The sequence below is a fragment of the Pectobacterium brasiliense genome (assembly GCF_016950255.1).
In the GTDB taxonomy this organism is placed as follows: domain Bacteria; phylum Pseudomonadota; class Gammaproteobacteria; order Enterobacterales; family Enterobacteriaceae; genus Pectobacterium; species Pectobacterium brasiliense.
In genome coordinates this window covers 2023563-2044484 of record NZ_JACGFN010000001.1, presented here as the reverse complement: position 1 = coordinate 2044484, position 20922 = coordinate 2023563, and the positions used below count along the sequence as shown (strand labels likewise).

Annotated in this window: 12 protein-coding genes and 3 tRNA genes; 10 read left to right on the top strand and 5 right to left on the bottom strand. The window is 54.4% G+C overall.

Going from position 1 to position 20922, the window contains the following annotated elements; genetic code table 11:
• The first annotated feature begins 1 nt into the window (after position 1).
• The 7 genes from H4F65_RS09100 (at position 2) to recD (ending at position 13376) form a co-directional block, all read left to right on the top strand.
• On the top strand, positions 2–613 hold the full coding sequence (locus tag H4F65_RS09100; protein WP_420850612.1) for a prepilin peptidase-dependent protein: 612 nt from the start codon (positions 2–4) through the stop codon (positions 611–613).
• A complete protein-coding gene (locus tag H4F65_RS09095) occupies positions 610–1065 on the top strand; it encodes a YgdB family protein (RefSeq protein ID WP_236146236.1) in 456 nt (151 codons plus the stop codon). The genes H4F65_RS09100 and H4F65_RS09095 overlap by 4 nt, the downstream gene beginning before the upstream one ends.
• Positions 1052–1447 carry a prepilin-type N-terminal cleavage/methylation domain-containing protein gene (locus H4F65_RS09090; RefSeq protein ID WP_010286800.1) on the top strand — a complete coding sequence of 132 codons (396 nt, stop codon included), beginning with the start codon at positions 1052–1054 and terminating at the stop codon, positions 1445–1447. Before H4F65_RS09095 ends, H4F65_RS09090 begins: the two co-directional genes overlap by 14 nt.
• 57 nt (positions 1448–1504) lie before the next feature.
• Positions 1505–4903: an exodeoxyribonuclease V subunit gamma gene (gene recC / locus H4F65_RS09085; protein WP_039319367.1), complete on the top strand. Its 3399-nt coding sequence runs from the start codon at positions 1505–1507 to the stop codon at positions 4901–4903.
• A gap of 96 nt (positions 4904–4999) precedes the next feature.
• On the top strand, positions 5000–7936 hold the full coding sequence (gene ptrA, locus H4F65_RS09080) for a pitrilysin (RefSeq protein ID WP_039319364.1): 2937 nt from the start codon (positions 5000–5002) through the stop codon (positions 7934–7936).
• The gene (gene recB, locus H4F65_RS09075) at positions 7933–11514 is read left to right on the top strand and encodes an exodeoxyribonuclease V subunit beta (RefSeq protein WP_010286459.1); all 3582 of its coding nucleotides are present in this window, start codon (positions 7933–7935) and stop codon (positions 11512–11514) included. The genes ptrA and recB overlap by 4 nt, the downstream gene beginning before the upstream one ends.
• A complete protein-coding gene (gene recD / locus H4F65_RS09070; RefSeq protein ID WP_010286461.1) occupies positions 11511–13376 on the top strand; it encodes an exodeoxyribonuclease V subunit alpha in 1866 nt (621 codons plus the stop codon). The genes recB and recD overlap by 4 nt, the downstream gene beginning before the upstream one ends.
• 125 nt (positions 13377–13501) lie before the next feature.
• Here recD and H4F65_RS09065 read toward each other — a convergent pair whose 3' ends face one another.
• A complete protein-coding gene (locus tag H4F65_RS09065; protein ID WP_010286463.1) occupies positions 13502–14524 on the bottom strand; it encodes a LacI family DNA-binding transcriptional regulator in 1023 nt (340 codons plus the stop codon).
• Positions 14525–14838: 314 nt separating this feature from the next.
• On the opposite strand from H4F65_RS09065, the gene H4F65_RS09060 reads away from it, so the two are divergent.
• On the top strand, positions 14839–16035 hold the full coding sequence (locus H4F65_RS09060) for an L-talarate/galactarate dehydratase (RefSeq protein ID WP_010286465.1): 1197 nt from the start codon (positions 14839–14841) through the stop codon (positions 16033–16035).
• Between the two features lie 83 nt (positions 16036–16118).
• Here H4F65_RS09060 and argA read toward each other — a convergent pair whose 3' ends face one another.
• Complete coding sequence (argA, locus tag H4F65_RS09055) at positions 16119–17462, bottom strand: amino-acid N-acetyltransferase (RefSeq protein ID WP_172644761.1); 1344 nt, start codon at positions 17460–17462, stop codon at positions 16119–16121.
• Between the two features lie 260 nt (positions 17463–17722).
• Between argA and amiC the strand changes: the two genes are divergently transcribed.
• A complete protein-coding gene (gene amiC / locus H4F65_RS09050; RefSeq protein ID WP_039312452.1) occupies positions 17723–18967 on the top strand; it encodes an N-acetylmuramoyl-L-alanine amidase AmiC in 1245 nt (414 codons plus the stop codon).
• A gap of 189 nt (positions 18968–19156) precedes the next feature.
• On the opposite strand, the gene H4F65_RS09045 is transcribed toward amiC, so the two are convergent.
• From H4F65_RS09045 to H4F65_RS09035, 3 genes are all read right to left on the bottom strand, one after another.
• Positions 19157–19233, bottom strand: a tRNA-Met gene (locus tag H4F65_RS09045).
• 57 nt (positions 19234–19290) lie between these two features.
• Positions 19291–19367: transfer RNA gene (locus H4F65_RS09040), tRNA-Met, on the bottom strand.
• A gap of 57 nt (positions 19368–19424) precedes the next feature.
• Positions 19425–19501, bottom strand: a tRNA-Met gene (locus H4F65_RS09035).
• 272 nt (positions 19502–19773) lie between these two features.
• Between H4F65_RS09035 and mltA the strand changes: the two genes are divergently transcribed.
• The gene (mltA, locus tag H4F65_RS09030; RefSeq protein ID WP_039319359.1) at positions 19774–20910 is read left to right on the top strand and encodes a murein transglycosylase A; all 1137 of its coding nucleotides are present in this window, start codon (positions 19774–19776) and stop codon (positions 20908–20910) included.
• The last annotated feature ends 12 nt before the right edge of the window (positions 20911–20922 follow it).

The window sequence follows — 20922 nt, the reverse complement described above, 5'->3', positions numbered from 1 at the left end:
CGTGTTGAAACGAACAAAATTGAGGCAACCAAGGCCGAGGTGTAAGCAACGTGGATTCACTCTGCCGGAAATCCTGTTAGCACTAAGTTTAGGTAGTCTGATTATGCTGTCGGCGGCGCAGTTGTATCCTCTGCTGCGCAGTCAAAGCCAGGGCAGCGCACAGCTTTTCCGGCTGGAACAACTGTTCAGTCAGGTGGCGATGGGGGTTGAGAAAGATATCCGTCGGGCTGGTTTTTGTGCGGGAACCTGTCAGGGAAAGGCAATTAGCATAGGGAAGTATCCGGGCGAGGCGGAAAACAGCTGTCTGAATGTCTCTTACGATCTGAACCGAAATGGGGTTTGGGATGGCGGGGAACAGCAGGATGCCGAGTCTTTTGGCTATCGCTTGCGCGGTCGGTCGTTGGAAATTCAGAGTGGGGCGCATAACTGTCAGGGCGACAGATGGGAGAAGCTGTTTGATCCGCAAGAGGTGGTGCTCACGGTGTTCCGGTTACAGCGCCTGTCTGCACAAAATGATGCGGCGTTATATGAATTACAGCTCGCTGGTTATTGGGCCAAGCGTCCTGCCGTTCGGCAGCATACCTCCCGCCTTATTCTTGGTCGCAACCAATGAGAAAAGGACATCAGGAGGGAAGTGGAACGCTGGCTATGGTGCTGCTCATCGCCATTATCGGCCTGCTGTTGATGTCTGGTTTACAGCGCCAGCTTGATGCTGCCATCCAGGTGGGGAACGATGAACGGCACTATCTGCGAGCGTTCAATCAGGCATTGTCCTCGCTGAACTGGGGAAGGGGACAGCGTTGGGGAACGCTAACGGAAAACTGGCAGTGTCAGCGGCTGTCGGCAGAACAGCTTGTGGTGTGCCTGCGTGCGGCCTCGGATGGGGAGCAAGGATTACTGCGTGGCGAAGGGGCTCTCCCCGCTTCAGCGCGGCCGTTGACGTTGTACCAACGAGTGTCCTTTTCGGCACTGTCGTCGGGTCAGATTGTGATTCAACCATTGGGTAACGGCTGGCTGGATTTTTGTCCTGATAAGGAGGTGACACGCTGTGATGCAACTGAATAGCGCACTGAAAAAGGGGATTGTGAGCCATCAATCTGGCTTTAGCCTGCCGGAGACACTGGTGGCGGCGCTGCTGTTTGCCGTGTCGCTGATGGGGCTACTGCAATATCACCAAATCTTGCAGCAGTCATTTCAACACCAGTTGCAGCAGCGTCAGGCCTGGCGATTTGCGATGCAGCAGTTGGAGGCCTATGAAGCGGGTGTACGATATAATCCGTCTGATATTGATAATACCGCGTCTCTTGCGAGTAAAAACTGGCAGTTTAGTGTGTCAGAGCAGCTCCAGAATGGAGAATGCCGTCAGGTAACGGCAAGAGTCATGACGCCACGTCGCTATCAGGCTACACTAAACCGTTGGTTTTGCCTGTCATCGCCTGTGGGGTAGGCATACTTGGGTAAACTATGAACTATAAATCGTAAGCCGCGGCGAGCAGGAGCCAGAATGTTTAGAATCTATCACTCTAATCAGTTAGATATCTTGAAAAGACTGATGGTTGAGCTGATAAAACGTCAGCCGCTCGCGGATCCCTTCCAGCAGGAAGTGATTTTAGTCCAAAGCCCGGGGATGGCGCAGTGGCTGCAAATTGAACTGGCTGGACACTTCGGGATTGCAGCCAATATTCAATTCCCGCTGCCCGGTGTTTTTTTGTGGAATATGTGTCGCCATGTGCTGCCGGATATCCCAAAAGAAAGCGCCTTCAGCAAGGATGCGATGACGTGGAAGCTTATGCATTTGCTGCCCGATTTGTTGGCTCAGCCTGACTTTGCGGCCCTTAACCACTATTTGCAGGATGACGATAACCAGCGCAAGCTGCATCAGCTTGCCGGACGCGTAGCGGATCTTTTCGATCAATACCTGATTTATCGCCCGGAATGGATCAAGGCATGGCAAGAAGGGAAACAGGTTGACGATCTCGGCGGGAATCAGCTGTGGCAGTCCGCGCTGTGGCGCGCTCTGGTGGATTACACGCGTGAACTGGCGCAGCCCGAATGGCACCATGCGATTCTGTATCAACGCTTTATTACTGCGTTAGAACAGGCAAAAACGTGCCCGAAAGGCCTGCCGCCACGCGTTTTTATCTGCGGTATTTCGGCGTTACCCCCTATCTATTTACAGGCGTTGAACGCTCTGGCGCGCCATATTGATGTGCACCTGCTATTTACCAATCCTTGTCGCCATTACTGGAGTGACATTCAGGATTATAAATTTCTGGCGAAGCTAAAAGCCCGCAACCGCCGCTTACATCGCTTTGATGGCGAACAGACTGATGAAACCCGCCCGCTCTTTCGCGATCCTTCACACGCAGAAGCATTGTTCAATGACGACGGTAAACAGTCGATTAATAATCCGCTGCTGGCATCATGGGGAAAGCTGGGGCGCGATAACCTTTATCTGCTGGCTGATTTGGATAGCGTGCAGGAGATCGACGCTTTTGTTGAGTCGGATGGCGAGAATCTGCTGCAAACCTTGCAGCGCGATATTCTTGAGCTGGAAGACCACGCGGTAGTGGCCGTCAGTCACGAAACGCAGAACACCAGCATGCAAAAACGCCTGCTGGCTCTCGACGATCGTTCGATCGATTTTCACGCTTGCCACAGCCCGCAGCGTGAAGTTGAAGTGCTTCACGATCGGCTGCTGGCCATGATGGCTGACGATCCTGAACTGATGCCGCGCGATGTCATTGTGATGATGGCGGATATCGACAGCTATACGCCGTTTATTCAGGCGGTGTTTGGCAACGCGCCAGATAACCGCTACCTGCCTTTTGCCATCTCCGATCAGCGTGCGCGACATGCGCATCCCGCCTTGCAAGCGGTAATCAGCCTGCTGGATTTACCGACGAGCCGTTTTACGGCGGAACAGGTTCTGGCATTGCTTGAAGTGCCCGCGCTGGCTGCGCGTTTTGGTATTCAGGAAGAAGGGCTACGGCGTCTGCGCCTGTGGGTGGTGGAATCCGGCGTGCGCTGGGGACTCGATGACGACAACGTGCGCGATCTGATGTTGCCGCCAACGGGGCAACATACGTGGCGTTTCGGCCTGACGAGAATGCTGCTGGGCTATGCGATGGACAGTCAGGTCGGCGACTGGCAGGGCGTGCTGCCTTATGATGAATCCAGCGGATTGATTGCGGAACTGGCCGGTCAACTGGCCGAACTGCTGATGCAGATTCACCACTGGCGTCAGCGCCTGTCTCAGCCGCGCGTGCTTGTCGACTGGCTACCGTTATGTCGAGAGCTGATCGAAACCTTCTTTGAAGCTGACAGTGAGACAGAAGCGGCGCTGGCGTTAGTTGAAAAACAGTGGCAGTACGTGATCGGTATGGGCACGATGGCGCATTATCCGCAACAGGTGCCAATCTCCCGGTTACGTGATGAACTGTCGCGGCGTCTCGATCAGGAGCGGCTCAGCCAGCGTTTTCTTGCTGGTTCGATCAACTTTTGTACGCTAATGCCGATGCGTTCCATTCCGTTCAAGGTCGTGTGTTTGTTGGGCATGAATGACGGCGTTTATCCTCGAACGCTGCCACCGCTCGGGTTCGATCTCATGGGGCGGAAAATCAAGCGCGGCGATCGTAGCCGACGTGATGATGACCGCTATCTGTTTCTTGAAGCGCTTTTGTCGGCGCAGCATAAACTCTACATCAGCTATATCGGGCGCTCGATCCAGGATAATACGCGTCGCTATCCTTCCGTATTGGTCAGCGAACTGACGGAATATATCGCGCAAAGTTACGTCCTGCCGGGCGATGAAGCGCTGGATATCGATAGCAGCGCGGAGCGCGTGGTGAAGCACCTTTGCCGCGAACATAGCCGTATGCCTTTTGATGCGAATAACTTCCTGTCTGCACCGCAGCCGTTGAGCTTTGCGGCCGAGTGGCTGGCTGCGGCGAACCGAAAAGGGGAGGCTCAGCCTGATTTCGATCGCGAAGCGCTGTCCGCAAGAGCGAGTGATAGAGATGTCAGCCTAGACGATTTGAAGCGTTTTTATCGTCATCCTGTGCGAGCCTTTTTTCAACTGCGGCTTGGCGTGAGTTTTATGCTGCACAGTGATGAACTGTTGGATGAAGAGCCCTTTGTGGTTGATAGCCTTAATCGCTATCAATTGAATAGCGAGTTGCTTAATACCTTGATTAATGAAGGCGATACCGAAAAACTGTATCGCCGTGCCAGAGCCGCGGGTGAGCTGCCCTATGGTGCGTTCGGCGAAATTTACTGGCAGGAACAACAGCAGGAGATGGCGCAGTTGGCTGCGCGTGTGCGTGATGAATTAACGCCGTCGCTGTCGGTGAGCCGGGAAGTGGATATTCTCCTCGACGGCGTGCGCGTCAGCGGCTGGTTGAATCAGGTGCAGCCGGATGGCTTGCTGCGCTGGCGTCCGGGCACGCTTTCCATGAAGGATGGTATGACGCTGTGGTTGGAGCATCTGGCCTACTGTGCAACGGGCGGTCAGGGGGAAAGTCGACTGTATGGGCGGGAAGAGACGGCGTGGCGCTTTGCTGCCTTGTCGGAAGCGCAGGCCAGAGAACATTTGTCTGTCATGCTGGATGGCTATCGTCAGGGAATGAGCAAGCCGCTGTTATTGCTCAATAAAGCGGGGAGCGCCTGGCTGGCTGAATGTTATGATCGCGAAAGCGATAGCCTGCGGTTGGATGAGGAGGCGCAGAACAAAGCGCGCGCCCGTTTACTGCAAGCCTGGCAGGGAAATATGGGAATGCGGGGTGAGGGTGAAGATTATTACCTGCAACGCATCATCCGTGAGTTGGATGAAAAACGAATGAATGAGGTGATTGAAGCGGCGCAAATCTGGCTACTGCCACCGTTCCGCTCTAATCTGGCGTGATGAGTTTGTTTTGGGTAATGCCCGAGTCGATTTCGAGGTGCGAGAAGATAACGCACTGCAACGTGAAAAGTGATGGATATGAGGTTGGAGAATTGCATGCGTAAACAGTGGGTCTGGATTACCGGGTGGTTTCTTTTATTCACGTTCTGGCTTCCGGCGAGTTGGGCTGAGACGGGCTGGCAGCCGCTGGCTCAGACGATTCGAAAAAGCGAAAAAGATCCGCGGCAATATCAGGCGATCAAACTGGATAATGGAATGACCGTTCTGCTGGTTTCCGATCCGCAGGCACCCAAATCGCTGGCATCACTGGCGCTGCCTATTGGCTCGCTTGACGATCCCAATAATCAACTGGGATTAGCGCATTACCTCGAACACATGGTGCTGATGGGATCGAAACGTTACCCAGAGCCAGAAGCGCTGTCCGAATTTTTGAAAAAGCATGGCGGTAGCCACAATGCCAGCACGGCGTCTTACCGCACGGCGTTTTATCTGGAAGTGGAAAATGACGCGCTGCGACCAGCCGTAGATCGGATGGCGGACGCGATTGCGGAACCGCTGCTCGATCCGGTGAATGCCGATCGTGAGCGTAATGCGGTCAATGCGGAATTAACGATGGCGCGTTCGCGTGACGGTCACCGCATGGCGCAGGTGGGGGCAGAAACGCTGAACCCGGCGCATCCAAGCGCACGTTTTTCGGGGGGGAATCTTGAAACCCTGAGCGATAAACCTGGCAGCAAACTGCATGATGAATTGGTGAAGTTCTATCAGAAATACTACTCCGCCAACCTGATGAAAGGGGTGATTTACAGTAATCAACCTCTGCCTGAACTGGCGAAACTGGCGGTTGATACCTTCGGGCGCATTCCTAATCACAACGCCAGCGTTCCTGCGGTTACCGTTCCTGTGGCGACGGAAAAGCAGCGCGGCGTAATGATTCACTATGTTCCTGCCCAGCCGAGAAAACAGCTGCGCATTGAGTTTCGCGTCAGCGATATTAGCCAGGAATTTCGCAGCAAGACGGATACCTACATAAGCTATCTGATCGGCAACCGCAGCCAGAATACGCTCTCTGACTGGTTGCAAAAGGAAGGGCTGGTTGAGTCTATCGGTGCGGGTTCTTCGCCGATCATTGACCGTAACGGCGGCATGTTCGCTATTTCAGCCTCGCTGACCGATAAAGGTCTGGCACAGCGTGATGAAGTGATCGCTGCGATATTCCGTTATCTGCAACAAATTCGCACAGAAGGGATTCAGCAGCGCTATTTTGATGAGATCGCGCATGTTCTTGATCTGGATTTCCGCTATCCGTCCATCAGCCGTGATATGGACTACATCGAATGGTTGGTTGATACCATGTTGCGTGTGCCGGTCGAACATACGCTGGATGCGCAGTATGTTGCCGATCGCTACGATCCGAAAGCTATCGCCGCACGACTGGACGAGATGACGCCGCAGAACGCGCGCGTCTGGGTCATCAGCCCGAATGAGCCGCATAATAAAGTGGCCTATTTTGTTGATGCGCCGTACGAGATGAATAAAATCCCGTCAGCCACATTCGCAAAATGGAAAACGCTGGGGCAGAAAATGTCACTGTCGTTGCCGACGATCAACCCCTATATCCCAGATGATTTCTCCCTGATCAAAGCCGATAAGGCGATCACTAAACCGACACTTCTGCTGAATCAGCCGGGGCTGCGCGTGCTGTATATGCCAAGCCATTACTTCGCTGATGAGCCGAAAGCGGAAATCACGCTGTTCCTGCGTAATCAGGAAGCGCGCAGCACCGCCCGTAATCAGGTGCTGTTTGCGTTAAACGATTATCTGGCAGGTCTGGCGCTGGATGAACTCAGCTATCAGGCTTCGATTGGCGGCATCAGTTTCTCCACCCGCAGCAATGATGGTCTGGTGATTAGCGCCAATGGCTATACCCAGCATTTGCCACGATTGCTGCTGACGTTGGCGGATGGTTACGCCTCCTTTACCTCGACGGAAGCACAGCTGGAGCAGGCAAAGTCCTGGTACATACAGCAATTGGATGCGGTAGAGAAATCAAAAGCCTTTGAACAGGCGTTACAGCCGGTTCAGGCGATATCGCAATTGCCTTACTTTGAGCGCGCAGAACGTCGTAACCTGCTGAAGGATATCCGTTTACAGGATGTGGTTAACTACCGCAAAGACCTGCTGCAAAAAGCCACGCCGGAAATGCTGGTCGTTGGCAATCTAGCACCAGAGCGAGTTACCGATCTGGCGAACACGCTGAAGGCGCATCTGAAGGCTGGTGGCGAAAATCTGTCGCGCAGCGATGATGTCAAAGTCAGTAAGTCGCAGCTTGCTAATCTGCAGCGCCCGGGCAGCAGTACGGATTCTGCGTTAGCAGCGGTGTATGTACCGACGGGGTATTCGGAAACGGAAAGCATGGCGTATAGCTCGGTGCTGGGGCAGATCGTTCAGCCTTGGTTCTATAGCCAACTGAGAACGGAAGAGCAACTGGGTTACGCGGTGTTTGCCTTCCCGACGACGGTCGGCCGGCAGATGGGCATTGCCTTCCTGCTGCAAAGCAACAGCAAACAGCCTGCTTATCTGTATCAGCGTTATGAAGATTTTTACCTGAAAGCGCAAAAACGACTGCGTGAAATGAGTGAAGAAGAGTTCACGCAGTATAAGCAGGGCGTGATGAATGAACTGAACCAGCGTCCGCAAACCTTAGGTGAAGAGGCTAGCCGACTGCGTCGCGATCTGGATCGGGAAAACTTCGCTTTTGATTCACGCGAGAAACTGCTCGAACAAATCAAACCGCTGACGGTCACGCAACTGGCAGACTTCTTCCAGAAGGCGCTGAAGCCTGAAGGGCTGGCGATTCTATCGCAGGTTTCCGGCAGCCATCATGGTAAAGCCGACTATGCTGCACCGAAAGGATGGCATACCTACGCGGATGCGTCTTCATTGCAGAAAACGCTACCGCGTGAGAAAGCGCCTACGATGATCCCTGCGCCAGCAGAATCGACAGCGGTCGGTAAGGTTTCAGCAGAATGAAAAATGCCGCGCCGCAATCATTAGACGTTATGACGTTGCCGCTCCTCGGGGAGCGGCTGATTGAGGCGTCGGCCGGAACGGGGAAAACCTATACGCTGGCTGCGCTTTACCTGCGCCTGCTATTGGGGCTGGGGAAGCAAGCCGCGTATCCACGTCCACTACTGGTCGAAGAAATTCTGGTTGTGACCTTTACGGAGGCTGCGACCGAAGAGTTGCGGGAGCGTATTCGTGCCAGAATTCACGCGTTGCGCATCGCCTGCCTGCGTAAAAGCGCGCAGGGTGAAGAGGCGGAGAAGCCTAAAGATGCTTCGCTAGCGCAGTTGCTGGCGGAGATTTCGGACCACCGCGATGCGGCCGACGTATTGCTGGCGGCCGAACGACAAATGGATGAAGCGGCGATCTACACGATCCACGGCTTCTGCCAGCGTATGCTCAGTACCAATGCGTTTGAATCCGGCGTGCTTTTCGAACAGGTGCTGATAGAAGATGAACAGCCGCTGCGCCGTCAGGCCTGCGCTGATTTCTGGCGCCGTTATTGCTACCCGCTGCCAGTCGAGGTTGCACGCATTGTCGGTCTGGAGTGGAAAGGACCGGAAAACCTGTTGGCCGATCTGGCGCCTTATCTGCATGGTGAAGCGCCTGCGTTTCGCTTGCCGCCAGAAGAAGACGAAACGCTGCTGAGTCGACATGAGAAGATCGTGGCGACGATCGATGCGTACAAACAACGCTGGCTGGCATCAGCCGCGGATCTGGAAGCGCTGATTAGTGCTTCTGGCGTCGATAAACGCAGCTACAGCAGTAAGCATCTTCCCAACTGGCTACAGAAAGTCACGCTGTGGGCAGAGCAGCCGACGCTGGATTACCAACTGCCGAAAGATCTGGTGAGATTTGCCCAGCAAACGCTAATCGAGAAAACGAAGAAAGGCGAGCCGCCTGTCCATACCCTCTTTGATGAGACCGAACGGCTGCTTGAAGCGCCGCTGTCGCTGCGCGATTTAGTCATTGTTCGCGCGCTGTCGGCGATCCGCGAGTCGGTGAGTGAGGAAAAACGACAGCGAGCAGAGCTGGGGTTTGACGATCTGCTGAGCCGTTTGGATGTTGCGTTGCAGGAGTCTGGTGGGGAACAGCTTGCCAGCGCCATTCGCGAACGCTATCCGGTGGCGATGATCGATGAATTTCAGGATACCGATCCTCAACAGTACCGTATTTTCAGAATGTTGTATGTCGGGCAGTCGCAGTGTGGGCTATTGCTGATCGGTGACCCTAAGCAGGCTATTTATGCGTTTCGCGGTGCGGATATTTTTACCTACATGCACGCACGCGGAGAAGTCGCCGCGCATTATACGCTGGGTACGAACTGGCGCTCGTCGCACCAGATGGTACATGGCGTTAATCGTCTGTTTGAACGCCTCGACTCTCCTTTTATTTTTCAAAACATTCCTTTCCTGCCGGTCAAGCCTGCTGAGTCCAAGCGCGGTTTGGTGTTTGAGGTTGCAGGGCAGCCTCAGCCTGCGCTGCAATTCTGGCTAACGGGTTCGGAACCGATTGGCGTAGGAGATTATCAACAACAGATGGCGCGTCAGTGTGCGGCGCAGATTCGTGACTGGCTGGCGGCCAGTCAGCGCAATGAAGCCTGGCTGGTTACTGATGACTCCCGCCGTTTGGTCAGGGCATCCGACATGAGTGTGCTGGTGCGTAGCCGGCGTGAAGCCTCGCTGATTCGTGACGCGCTGAGCCGTTTGTCCATTCCTTCGGTTTATCTGTCCAATCGCGACAGCGTATTCAGCACGCCGGAAGCCAGCGATATGTTGTGGCTGTTGCAGGCGGTGCTGGCACCGGAACAGGAGCGCACGTTACGCAGCGCGATGGCGACGGCCCTGATGGGGCTGGATGCCGAACAGGTTGATGCATTAGGGCAAAGCGAAGCTGCGTGGGATGCGTTGGTAGATGAATTTGCGGGTTACCGTGCTCTGTGGCGTCAGCGCGGCGTACTGCCGATGCTGCGTGCGCTGATGAGCCGACATCAGCTGGCGGAGAACCTGCTGGCGAGCGCGGAGGGTGAGCGCCGCATTACCGATATTCTGCATATCGGTGAGTTATTGCAGGATGCCTCCGCAACCCTTGATAGCGAACATGCGCTGGTGCGCTGGCTATCACAGCAGATTGTTCAACCTAATCCGCAGGCAGAGAATCAGCAGCTACGTCTGGAAAGCGATCGTCACCTGGTGCAGATCGTGACGATCCACAAATCGAAAGGGCTCGAATACCCGCTGGTATGGCTACCTTTCATCAGTAACTTCCGCGTGCAGGATCAGGGGATTTATCACGATCGCGAAAGCTATCAGGCCGTGTTGGATCTGCAAAATAATGAAGAAAGCCAGACGCTAGCGGAAGAAGAGCGGCTGGCGGAAGATTTACGTTTGCTGTATGTCGCGTTAACCCGTTCTATCTACCACTGTAGCGTAGGCGTTGCGCCGGTTCAGCGGTCGCGTAAGAAAGATGGCAGCAGCGATATGCACCAGAGCGCGCTGGGCTATTTACTCCAGCGCGGTAAAGAAGCTGAAGCTGCCACGTTAGTCAGCGAGCTGGAAGGCATGGTTGGCGACGGTGTCGCATTAACACCGTTACAGGCGATGGAAGAACAGCGTTGGCAGCCGGATAGACCGGAACTGGCCGAGCTGCGGGCTCGCCACATCGAACGCCAACTGCGCGACGGCTGGCGAGTAACCAGCTATTCGGGGCTTCAGCAGCATGGGTCTGCCAGTGCGCAGGATCTGGTGCCGCGTCTGGATATCGAAGCGATAGGCGAGCGTCAGGAAGCGGACGAAACCCAACTGACGCCGCATACGTTCCCGCGCGGCGCGAGTCCGGGAACGTTTTTACATAGCCTGTTTGAAACGCTGGATTTCACTCAGCCCGTTGAGGATGACTGGTTAGCCGAACAGCTGCAGCTACAGGGATTTGAAGCGCACTGGCACCCGGTGTTAAAGGCGTGGATGGATACGCTTTTGCATACGCCGCTTAATGAGCAAGGGATCGCGCTATCGGCACTGGAGAACGCCGATAAGCAGGCTGAATTACAGTTCTATATACCGATTGGTGCGCCAATACAGGCGGCGCAGCTCGATCGGCTGGCGAAACATCACGACCCGCTATCTGCACGTTGTCCGGCGCTCTCTTTTCAGCAGGTGAAAGGCATGCTGAAAGGGTTTATCGATCTGGTGTTCCGCTGGGAAGGGCGTTATTACCTGCTGGACTATAAGTCCAATTGGCTCGGCCCTGATGCCAGTGCGTACACCCAAACTGCCATGATGCAGTCGATGGCCGAACATCGTTATGACCTGCAATACCAGCTCTACACGCTGGCTTTGCACCGTTATCTGCGTCATCGCATTGCGGATTATGACTATGAGCGCCATTTTGGCGGGGTGTTTTATCTGTTTTTACGCGGCGTTGAGGAATCTCACCCTGGCAATGGCATCTTTGCCTGTCGTCCCTCTGCTGAATTTGTTTTCGGGCTTGATGCGCTCTTTAAGGGAAAGACGTCTGACGATGCTGATACAGGAATTCCCCCATGATAGCGTTACTTGAAATGGCACTGGCGCGTCGGTTACTGCGTCCGCTGGATGTTCAGTTCGCCAGAATGCTGGCGGATGAAGCGCAGCCCGATCTGCTGTTGGCCGCCGCCTGCCTGAGTGCACATTCGGGCGCGGGGCACGTGTGTTTGCCGCTGGAGAACTTGCAGGCCCAGACGCTGTTTGACGGCCGCGAGCCTGAACTGGCACAACAGCTGCTCACGGAGGCAGGGCTAAACACGGTTGCCGCATGGCGTCAGCGTTTACTGGCGTCCGATGCCGTCAGCGACGGCAGTCAGCCGACGCCGCTGGTGCTGCAAGGAGAAAAGCTGTATTTACAGCGTAGCTGGCAGAGTGAAGGCCGCGTGGCGCGGTTTATCGCCAGCGAACGCGATACGTTCTCCGTCGATGAACCAGCGATCCGAGCGGTTTTGGATCGGCTGTTTCCTGACGCAGGCGAAGAGGTTAACTGGCAGAAGGTGGCCGCGGCTGTCGCCTTGACGCGCCGCATTGCGGTGATTTCTGGCGGGCCGGGGACGGGGAAAACCACGACGGTAGCCAAATTGCTGGCGGCGCTAATTGAGCTGAATATGGGAGAAACGTTACGTATTCAACTGGCTGCGCCGACCGGGAAAGCGGCTGCGCGGCTCACGGAGTCGCTGGGACAGGCTCTGCACCGTCTTGAGGTGGATCCTTTGTTGCGGGACGCGTTTCCGCAGGAAGCGACAACGCTGCATCGGCTTTTGGGGGCGGTGACAGACAGTCAGCGCCTACGTCACCATCAGGACAACCCGCTACATTTGGATGTACTGATTGTGGATGAGGCGTCGATGGTCGATCTGCCGATGATGGCAAACGTGATCGCCGCGCTTCCGCCACACGCCAGAATTATCTTTCTGGGTGACCGCGATCAGCTGGCGTCCGTCGAGGCGGGGGCGGTGTTGGGCGATATCTGCCGTTTTGCCGAGGCTGGCTATAGCCGTGTACGGGCGCAGCAATTGCAGCGGCTGACGGGTTGTAAGCTGGATGAAAGCGGCCCTGAAGGGCAATCGACGGTCAGTGACAGTATTTGTCTGTTACGCCGGAGCTACCGTTTCGATCCGCATTCCGGGATTGGACAACTGGCGCTGGCGGTGAACGGCGGTGATGATGCTCGTGTACGCGCGGTGCTGAACGGCGAGTTTGCCGACATTACCTGTAGCCCGTTAACCGAGGCTGAAGAGTATCAGGTCATGCTGGCACAGTGCGTCGAAGGGTATCGTGATTATCTACAGCTTGTGGCGGCGGGAGCCACGCCGGACGCTGTGCTGCTTGCCTTCCAGCGCTATCGCCAGCTGTGCGCATTGCGCGAAGGGCCATTTGGCGTAGCAGGGCTGAATCAGCGCATCGAACAGGCTTTGCATCAGGCTGGGCTGATTCAGCGCAACCGTAATCCGCTTAACCGTTGGTATCCCGGCCGACCGGTCATGATTGAGCGTAACGATGCCGCATTAGGCCTGTTCAATGGGGATATCGGTATTGCCATGATGGGAGACAACGGAGAACTGCGCGTATTTTTCCCGTTGCCAAATGGTGAAACCAAAGACGTTACGCCAAGCCGTCTGCCGCCGCATGAAACGGCCTATGCCATGACGGTGCATAAATCGCAGGGATCGGAGTTTGATCATACGGCGCTGGTGCTGCCGAACCACTATTTACCGGTGCTGACGCGGGAGCTGGTGTATACCGCCATCACGCGTGCACGCCAGCGTTTGTCACTCTATACCGACGTTCGCATTCTCTGCCGGGCGGTGAAAACGCCAACGCAGCGCTATAGCGGGTTGGAAGAGAGAATTAGCGCACTGATGAATGGCGACACACCTTAATGCATTTGCGTTATAGACTGACGAGGCCCACGACAGGCCGAGTCGGTAAGGGCAGCCAGCGTACATGAAGTTTGACGTGTGGCGGATAGAACGTCAGGTGGTTAGAACGTCAAATGAATAGAACGTCAGGCGGATTCGCGTTCAATCAGTGAAAAACCGATATCCATGATGGGGGAGGGCACGCTTTTCCCCTCAATTTTTTCTGCCAGCATTGCCGCCGCGTCGGTGCCGATCTTCCAGCGATCGACTCTGACCGTGGTAATGGTCGGTGTGCTGTGTGCAGCGAAATCGAGATCGCCAAATCCCATGACGGCCAGTTGCTTCGGTACGGCTAATCCTCTGGCGGCGGCTTCGATCATCACCCCCTGCGCCAGCGTATCGGAACTGCAAATAATGGCATCAAAATCCTCGCCACCGGCGAGCAGATCGCTCAGCCCTTGTCGCCCTAGCGCCAGCGTCGCAGGCCACGGGGCGATGGCCTCACGTACATAACCATTTGGCTGTTTTTGTATGACGTCGTAAATCCCTTTCTTACGCAGCCCGGCACGTGCGTCTTCAGTCCACACCAGACCGAAGCGCGAATGTCCTTTACCCAGCAAATAATGCCCGATGGCGTTCCCGATGCTTTCATGAGAAAAACCGACCAGCATATCGAGCGGTGTCGGGGTGAGATCCCAGATTTCGACGACGGGGATCGTGGCGTTGAGCAGAAGACGTTTGAGCTCGGGCGTGTGGTGAATACCGGTGAGAACGATGCCGTCCGGGCGACGAGAAAGCAGGGTAGCGACAATCTCTGCCTCGGATTCATTGGTATAGCCAGCGACGCACAGCAGCATGTGGTAACCGCGTGCGGCCAGCTCATCGCTGATCGCCTGAACGGTATCAACGAACATGTTGTTATTGATTTGCGGCACCACGACAGCAATCAGCTTACTGCGTCGGGAGGCGAGTCCACCCGCTAACATATTAGGGATATAGCCCGTAGCGCGTACCGCTTCCATCACCTTATTCACGGTTTCTGCACGAACAATCTTCGGATTGTTCAACGCGCGGCTGACGGTCATGGGCGAAATGCCTGCGGCACGCGCCACATCTTCAAGCGTGGGAGCACGTGGCGGCATGCTGCTGGCGTTCTTATCGCGTTTCAATCACGGGTTCCCTTCTGAGGCTGCGCGCACATTCACATGTCGCTGGATTATCGTTGATGGCACATCGGTTTACCAGTCGCCTGTGTTTCTGACAACCTGCCGGATTGTCTCGCTTTTTCGGGCTGGCTGGGCTGTATTCCCGCTGTATCCTCTTACTTTTTTTGGTGATTGCGCAATCATTAATTTTGTCTCTCGATGAACAGTTTTATCGTGATAATGATTATTATGTGATCTGAGTTGCATGTTTTTTCTTCATTTATCGCTATCTTCCTTCTGTTTATGAATGTTAGCGCAATCATTTTACGAGGTGAGACATGACCATCAGTGCAAATTCAGCAGCGGTTAGCTATGCAAAAGTCACGAACGTCAGAACGGCTGCCGAGTCGGGCGATCGAATCGAATGGGTAAAACTCTCTCTGGCGTTTTTGCCGCTGGCAACGCCGGTGAGTGATGCGAAAGTACTGACCGGCAGGCAGAAACCGCTAACCGAAGTCGCCATTATTTTTGCGGAAATCCGCAGTCGTGATGGGTTTGAAGGGGTCGGGTTCAGTTACTCCAAGCGGGCGGGCGGACAAGGAATTTATGCCCACGCGAAAGAGATTGCCGATAATCTGCTGGGCGAAGATCCAAACGATATCGATAAGATCTATACCAAGCTGCTATGGGCTGGCGCATCGGTTGGCCGCAGTGGGATGGCGGTGCAGGCGATTTCTCCGCTCGACATCGCGCTGTGGGATATGAAAGCCAAACGTGCAGGTCTGCCTCTGTCGAAGCTGCTGGGCTCACACCGTGATTCTGTACAGTGTTACAACACCTCCGGCGGCTTCCTGCATACGCCATTGGATCAGGTATTAAAAAATGTCGTGATCTCCCGTGAAAGCGGTATCGGCGGGATCAAACTGAAAGTCGGCCAGCCGAATACGGCGGAGGATATCCGTCGCCTCACGGCGGTGCGTGAAGCGCTGGGAGATGACTTCCCGCTGATGGTGGATGCCAATCAGCAGTGGGATCGTGAAACGGCGATTCGGATGGGCAGAAAGATGGAAGCCTTTAACCTGATCTGGATTGAAGAACCGCTAGATGCCTACGATGTGGAAGGTCATGCGGCGCTGACGGCGGCGCTGGATACGCCGATTGCGACTGGCGAGATGCTGACCAGCTTCCGCGAGCATGAACAGCTGATCCTCGGTAACGCCAGTGATTTCGTCCAGCCGGATGCACCGCGCGTGGGGGGAATTTCGCCTTTCCTGAAAATCATGGACTTGGCCGCGAAACACGGTCGTAAACTGGCACCGCATTTTGCGATGGAAGTGCACTTGCATCTGGCGGCGGCCTATCCGATTGAACCCTGGCTGGAACACTTTGAGTGGCTGAATCCGCTCTTCAACGAGCAGCTAGAGCTGCGCGATGGGCGCATGTGGGTATCCGATCGTCTGGGGTTAGGATTTACGCTGAGTGAACAGGCAAGGAAGTGGACAACACTAAGCTGTGAGTTTGGCAAACAGCCATAAGCGGATGAAAACGTCGTGAGCGAATGAAAACAACGTGGCCGATTTTACGATCGGCCACGAGAAGCGTTATCGAGCGGAATAACTCAGAGATCCAGCACCAGAATCTTCGAGCGACGCTGGTAGTTATACAGCGCCTGCTTTTTCTTCGGCAGCATTTCCACTTCGGCGGGTAAAAAGCCGCGCTCCTGGAACCAGTGGATACTGTGCGTCGTCAGCACGAATAGTTTTTTCAGACCCTGCTGACGTGCCTGAGCAGCAACGCGCAGTAACAGCATATCGCCGCGTGATGAACTGCGGTAATCCGGGTGAACCGCGACGCAGGCCATTTCGCCGATGCTTTCTTCCGGGAACGGATAAAGTGCGGCGCAGGCGATAGTCAGGTTATCGCGTACCACGACGGTGAATTTGTCGATTTCCATTTCCAACTGCTCACGCGAGCGTCTGACCAGAATACCTTGCTCTTCCAGCGGGCGAATCAGTTCAAGAATACCGCCAATATCATTGATGGTTGCACGGCGGACCTGCTCGGCGCTTTCCATCACGATCTGCGTACCGATGCCGTCGCGTGAGAACAGCTCTTGCAGCAGCGCGCCGTCGTCCTGATAGCTGATCAGGTGGCTACGGCGTACGCCGCTGCGGCAGGCTTTGACCGCGCCGCGCAGGAATCGGACCGTACCTGAATGGTAATCACCAGCCTGTTCCAGAGCATCAATACGCTGCTGCGCATCGTCGGGGAACAGTTCGGAAATGATGTTGCCTTCTGCATTGGTCACGCCCTGCGAGGAGCAGAAACCGATCATCTTTTCCGCTTTCAGCTTAATAGCGAGCTGGGTCGCGACCTCTTCCGAGGTTAAATTGAAACTTTCACCGGTGACTGAAACCGCAACCGGGCCGAGCAGCACAATTGCACCGCTATTCAACTGGCGGTGAACGGCTTCTTCATCAATGCGGCGAATACGGCCGCTGTGGCAGTAGTCCACACCGTCATCCACGCCAAGCGGCTGCGCGATAATAAAGTTACCGCTGACGACATTAATGTGGGCACCTTGCAACGGCGTGTTGTTCAGGCTCATCGACAGCCGGGCGGTGATGTCCAACTGCAACATTCCTGCCGCCTGCTTGACCAGTTCCAGCGTGGTGCTGTCGGTGATGCGGGTATTTTTATGGTAGAGAGGCTCGTAGTGATGCGTTGTCAGGTTGGCATCGATCTGGGGGCGAGCGCCATAAACGACGACCAGCTTGATCCCCAGGCTGTGTAGCAGCCCGATATCATTTACGATGCTAGAGAAGTTGGCATGTTCAATGGCTTCGCCACCTAACATGATGACAAACGTTTTACCACGGTGGGCATTGATATAGGGAACTGAATGGCGGAAGCCCTGAACCAGTTCTGTACTCCGTTCCTTCACTGTGAGCCCTCTTTGCATTTTTATTCGTAATTTCTGTATTTTTATTCTTTATGACGTAAAAGGCAAGAGGAAGTATTAACCAGAAAAGCGAGTGTTAATGCTTCAAATTTATGATATCCGCCTGTTATAAGGCCTGCACAGGATTTTTGCATGACAGCGTGGAGCAGATTCGTTAAAGTTTTTGACAATTTTTACCTTTATTCATTTTTTAATGGCCTATCTCGTGCATTCTCAACACAACAATGCAGGATAGCGCACAGCAATCAGATCGGAGCGGCATGTCTCATTCGAATCATCATCTGACTCGACGGCGTCTATTACAAAGCGCAGCAGCAACCTGGCTGTTAAGCGTAAGTGGTGTAGGAATAGCTGCGACGACGCAGGTCGTGGCCGTGCGCGTCTGGCCGTCCTCCGCCTATACCCGCGTCACGCTGGAATCCAATCACCCGCTGAAATATAAACAGTTTAGTCTGAGTAATCCTGAACGCATCGTGGTGGATATTGAAAATGTTCATCTGAACAGCGTACTGAAGGAGATAGCCAGCCAGTTTAAGTCAGATAACGACCCGCTGATTAAAGAAGCGCGTATCGGCCAGTTTGATAAAACCACGGTGCGCCTGGTGTTGGAGCTCAAGCAGCAGGCGACGACCAAAGTCTTTACGCTGGAGCCAGTAGCGGAATTCAAGCACCGACTGGTGCTAGATTTGTATCCCGCCGCAGGGCGCTACGACAACGAAGACGATCCGCTTCTGGCTCTGCTGGAGGATTACAACAAAGGCGATCTGGAACGTACGCTGCCAGCAGAAGCGCCGAAAGCCGGGAAAGCGGGGCGTGATCGTCCGCTGATTATTATGCTCGATCCCGGTCATGGCGGCGAAGATCCCGGTGCGATTGGGAAGAATAAAACGCGCGAGAAAGATATCGTGCTACAAATCGCTCGCCGCTTGCGTAAGCTGATCGACAATGAATCCAACATGAAAGCCTATATGACGCGTAATGAAGATGTGTTCATTCCGCTGCGCGTACGGGTGGCGAAAGCGCGCAAGCAGCGTGCCGATCTGTTCATTTCGATTCATGCGGATGCGTTTACCAATCGAGCGGCAAGAGGATCGTCGGTTTTTGCCCTCTCGAAAAAAGGGGCAACCAGCACCGCTGCCAGATTTTTGGCAGAGACCCAGAACGAATCGGATTTGATCGGTGGCGTGAGCATGAGTGGCGATCGCTATCTGGATCACACCATGTTCGATCTGGTGCAGACCGTAACGATTGGCGATAGCCTGAAGTTTGGTAAAGAGATCCTGACCCGCTTGGGCAGGGTGAATCGTCTGCATAAAAACAGCGTCGATCAGGCCGGGTTTGCGGTATTGAAAGCGCCGGATATTCCGTCTGTTCTGGTTGAGACGGCATTTATCAGCAATCTGGAAGAAGAACGAAAGCTGCGCACCAGCCATTTCCAGCAGCAGATTGCCGAATCCATTTTTGCAGGAATTAAAGCCTATTTTGCCAGTCAGGCTGAGCGGTAGTTGATGTTATCGATGTAGCTCGTGCGATGACCGCGCCTAGCTGGCGCGGTTCAGAGGGAAGATATCTGGGGCATGGTACGTAGAAACAGGATGTTCGTAGAAAATGCAGCGAAAATTGGTAGTGCAGAAAACAAAAAAGCACCCGTTAAGGTGCTTTATCGCGCAGTTCTTAATTTAAAGAACTTTAATTGGTTGCGGGGGCCGGATTCGAACCGACGACCTTCGGGTTATGAGCCCGACGAGCTACCAGGCTGCTCCACCCCGCGTCCGTAATGACTTATTTTTACTGCTTTCACATCTCTTGATGGACTACTCACATCAATTGGTTGCGGGGGCCGGATTCGAACCGACGACCTTCGGGTTATGAGCCCGACGAGCTACCAGGCTGCTCCACCCCGCGTCCGTACTGACTTATCTCTACTGCTTTCACATCTCTTGATGGACGACTCACATCAATTGGTTGCGGGGGCCGGATTTGAACCGACGACCTTCGGGTTATGAGCCCGACGAGCTACCAGGCTGCTCCACCCCGCGTCCGTGGATGCGCACTATACTCTCCATGAGCATTGATGCAACCTATTTCTATAAAAAAACGCGGTATTGGGTTGTCAGGTGATTGATTTACCGCCTAATGGGTTGTTTTGTGACCGCGGCGTGGCGATAAGCAGAAATCCTGGCTTTTGTTACGCGGTGTGCCGAACGGCATACGCTCGAACCGTGGATTTATATGCTGTCCCATTCCTTTCTCGATAGCCGTTTGTTATCGTTCGACGGTAAATTTTTTGATGTAAAAAGCGAGCGCAAAGATGAAGGGACGGTGGGGAAAATACGTGCTGACCGCAGTGGTCATTGCCATTCTGGCGGGGTGCCAATCCAGGCCAACCGATCGCGGGCAGCAATATAAGGATGGTCACCTCAACCAGCCTCTGGAATTGGTGAATGAACCTAATGCCAAAGGAAAACCGGTCAACGCACGGGATTTCATGACCCAGGTCTCTGAAATTCGATCGGCGTCACCTAGTCTGTACTCGCGCAATAATACGACCTTTCAGGCGATTGAAAACTGGATGATGTCCGGTGCCGATACCCGCGAACTGAGCAAATTTGGTCTGAACGCCTGGCAGATGGAAGGCGTTGATAACTTTGGTAACGTGCAGTTTACCGGTTACTACACGCCGGTGTTGCAGGCGCGTCATACCCGTCAGGGCGAATTCCGTCATCCTTTATATGCTATGCCGTCAAAGGGCAAAAAGAACCGCCGACTGCCAGATCGTGCCGGAATTTATTCAGGCGCGCTGGATGAGCGACTGGTTCTCGCCTGGACCAATTCGCTGGTTGATAACTTCATGATGGAAGTGCAGGGCAGCGCCTATATTGATTTTGGCGATGGACGCCCGCTGACGTTCTTCGGCTATGCGGGCAAAAACGGCCACGCTTACCGCAGTATTGGTAAGGTGCTGATCGATCGTGGTGAAGTGCCGCGTGAAGAGATGTCGATGCAGGCTATCCGCAAGTGGGCGGAGCAGCACACCGAGTATGAAGTGCGTGAACTGTTTGAGCAGAATCCTTCCTTTGTGTTCTTTAAGCCAATGATGTCTGCGCCCGTCAAAGGCGCAAGCGCGGTGCCGCTGGTGGCGAAAGCCTCCGTCGCCTCTGACCGTTCGCTGATTCCGGCAGGTACGGCTCTGTTAATGGAAGTGCCGCTGCTGGATAACGTTGGAAAATTCACTGGCAAGTATGAAATGCGCCTGATGATTGCGCTGGATGTCGGTGGGGCGATTAAAGGCCAGCACTTCGATATGTATCAGGGCATTGGGCCGGATGCAGGGCACTCGGCGGGTTTCTATAACCACTATGGCCGGGTCTGGGTGTTGAAGAACGCGCAAAGCAGCCCGACGAACAGTTCAGGTTCTTCACTGCTGGTTAATTATCAACAAAATTGATTCTTCTCTGAG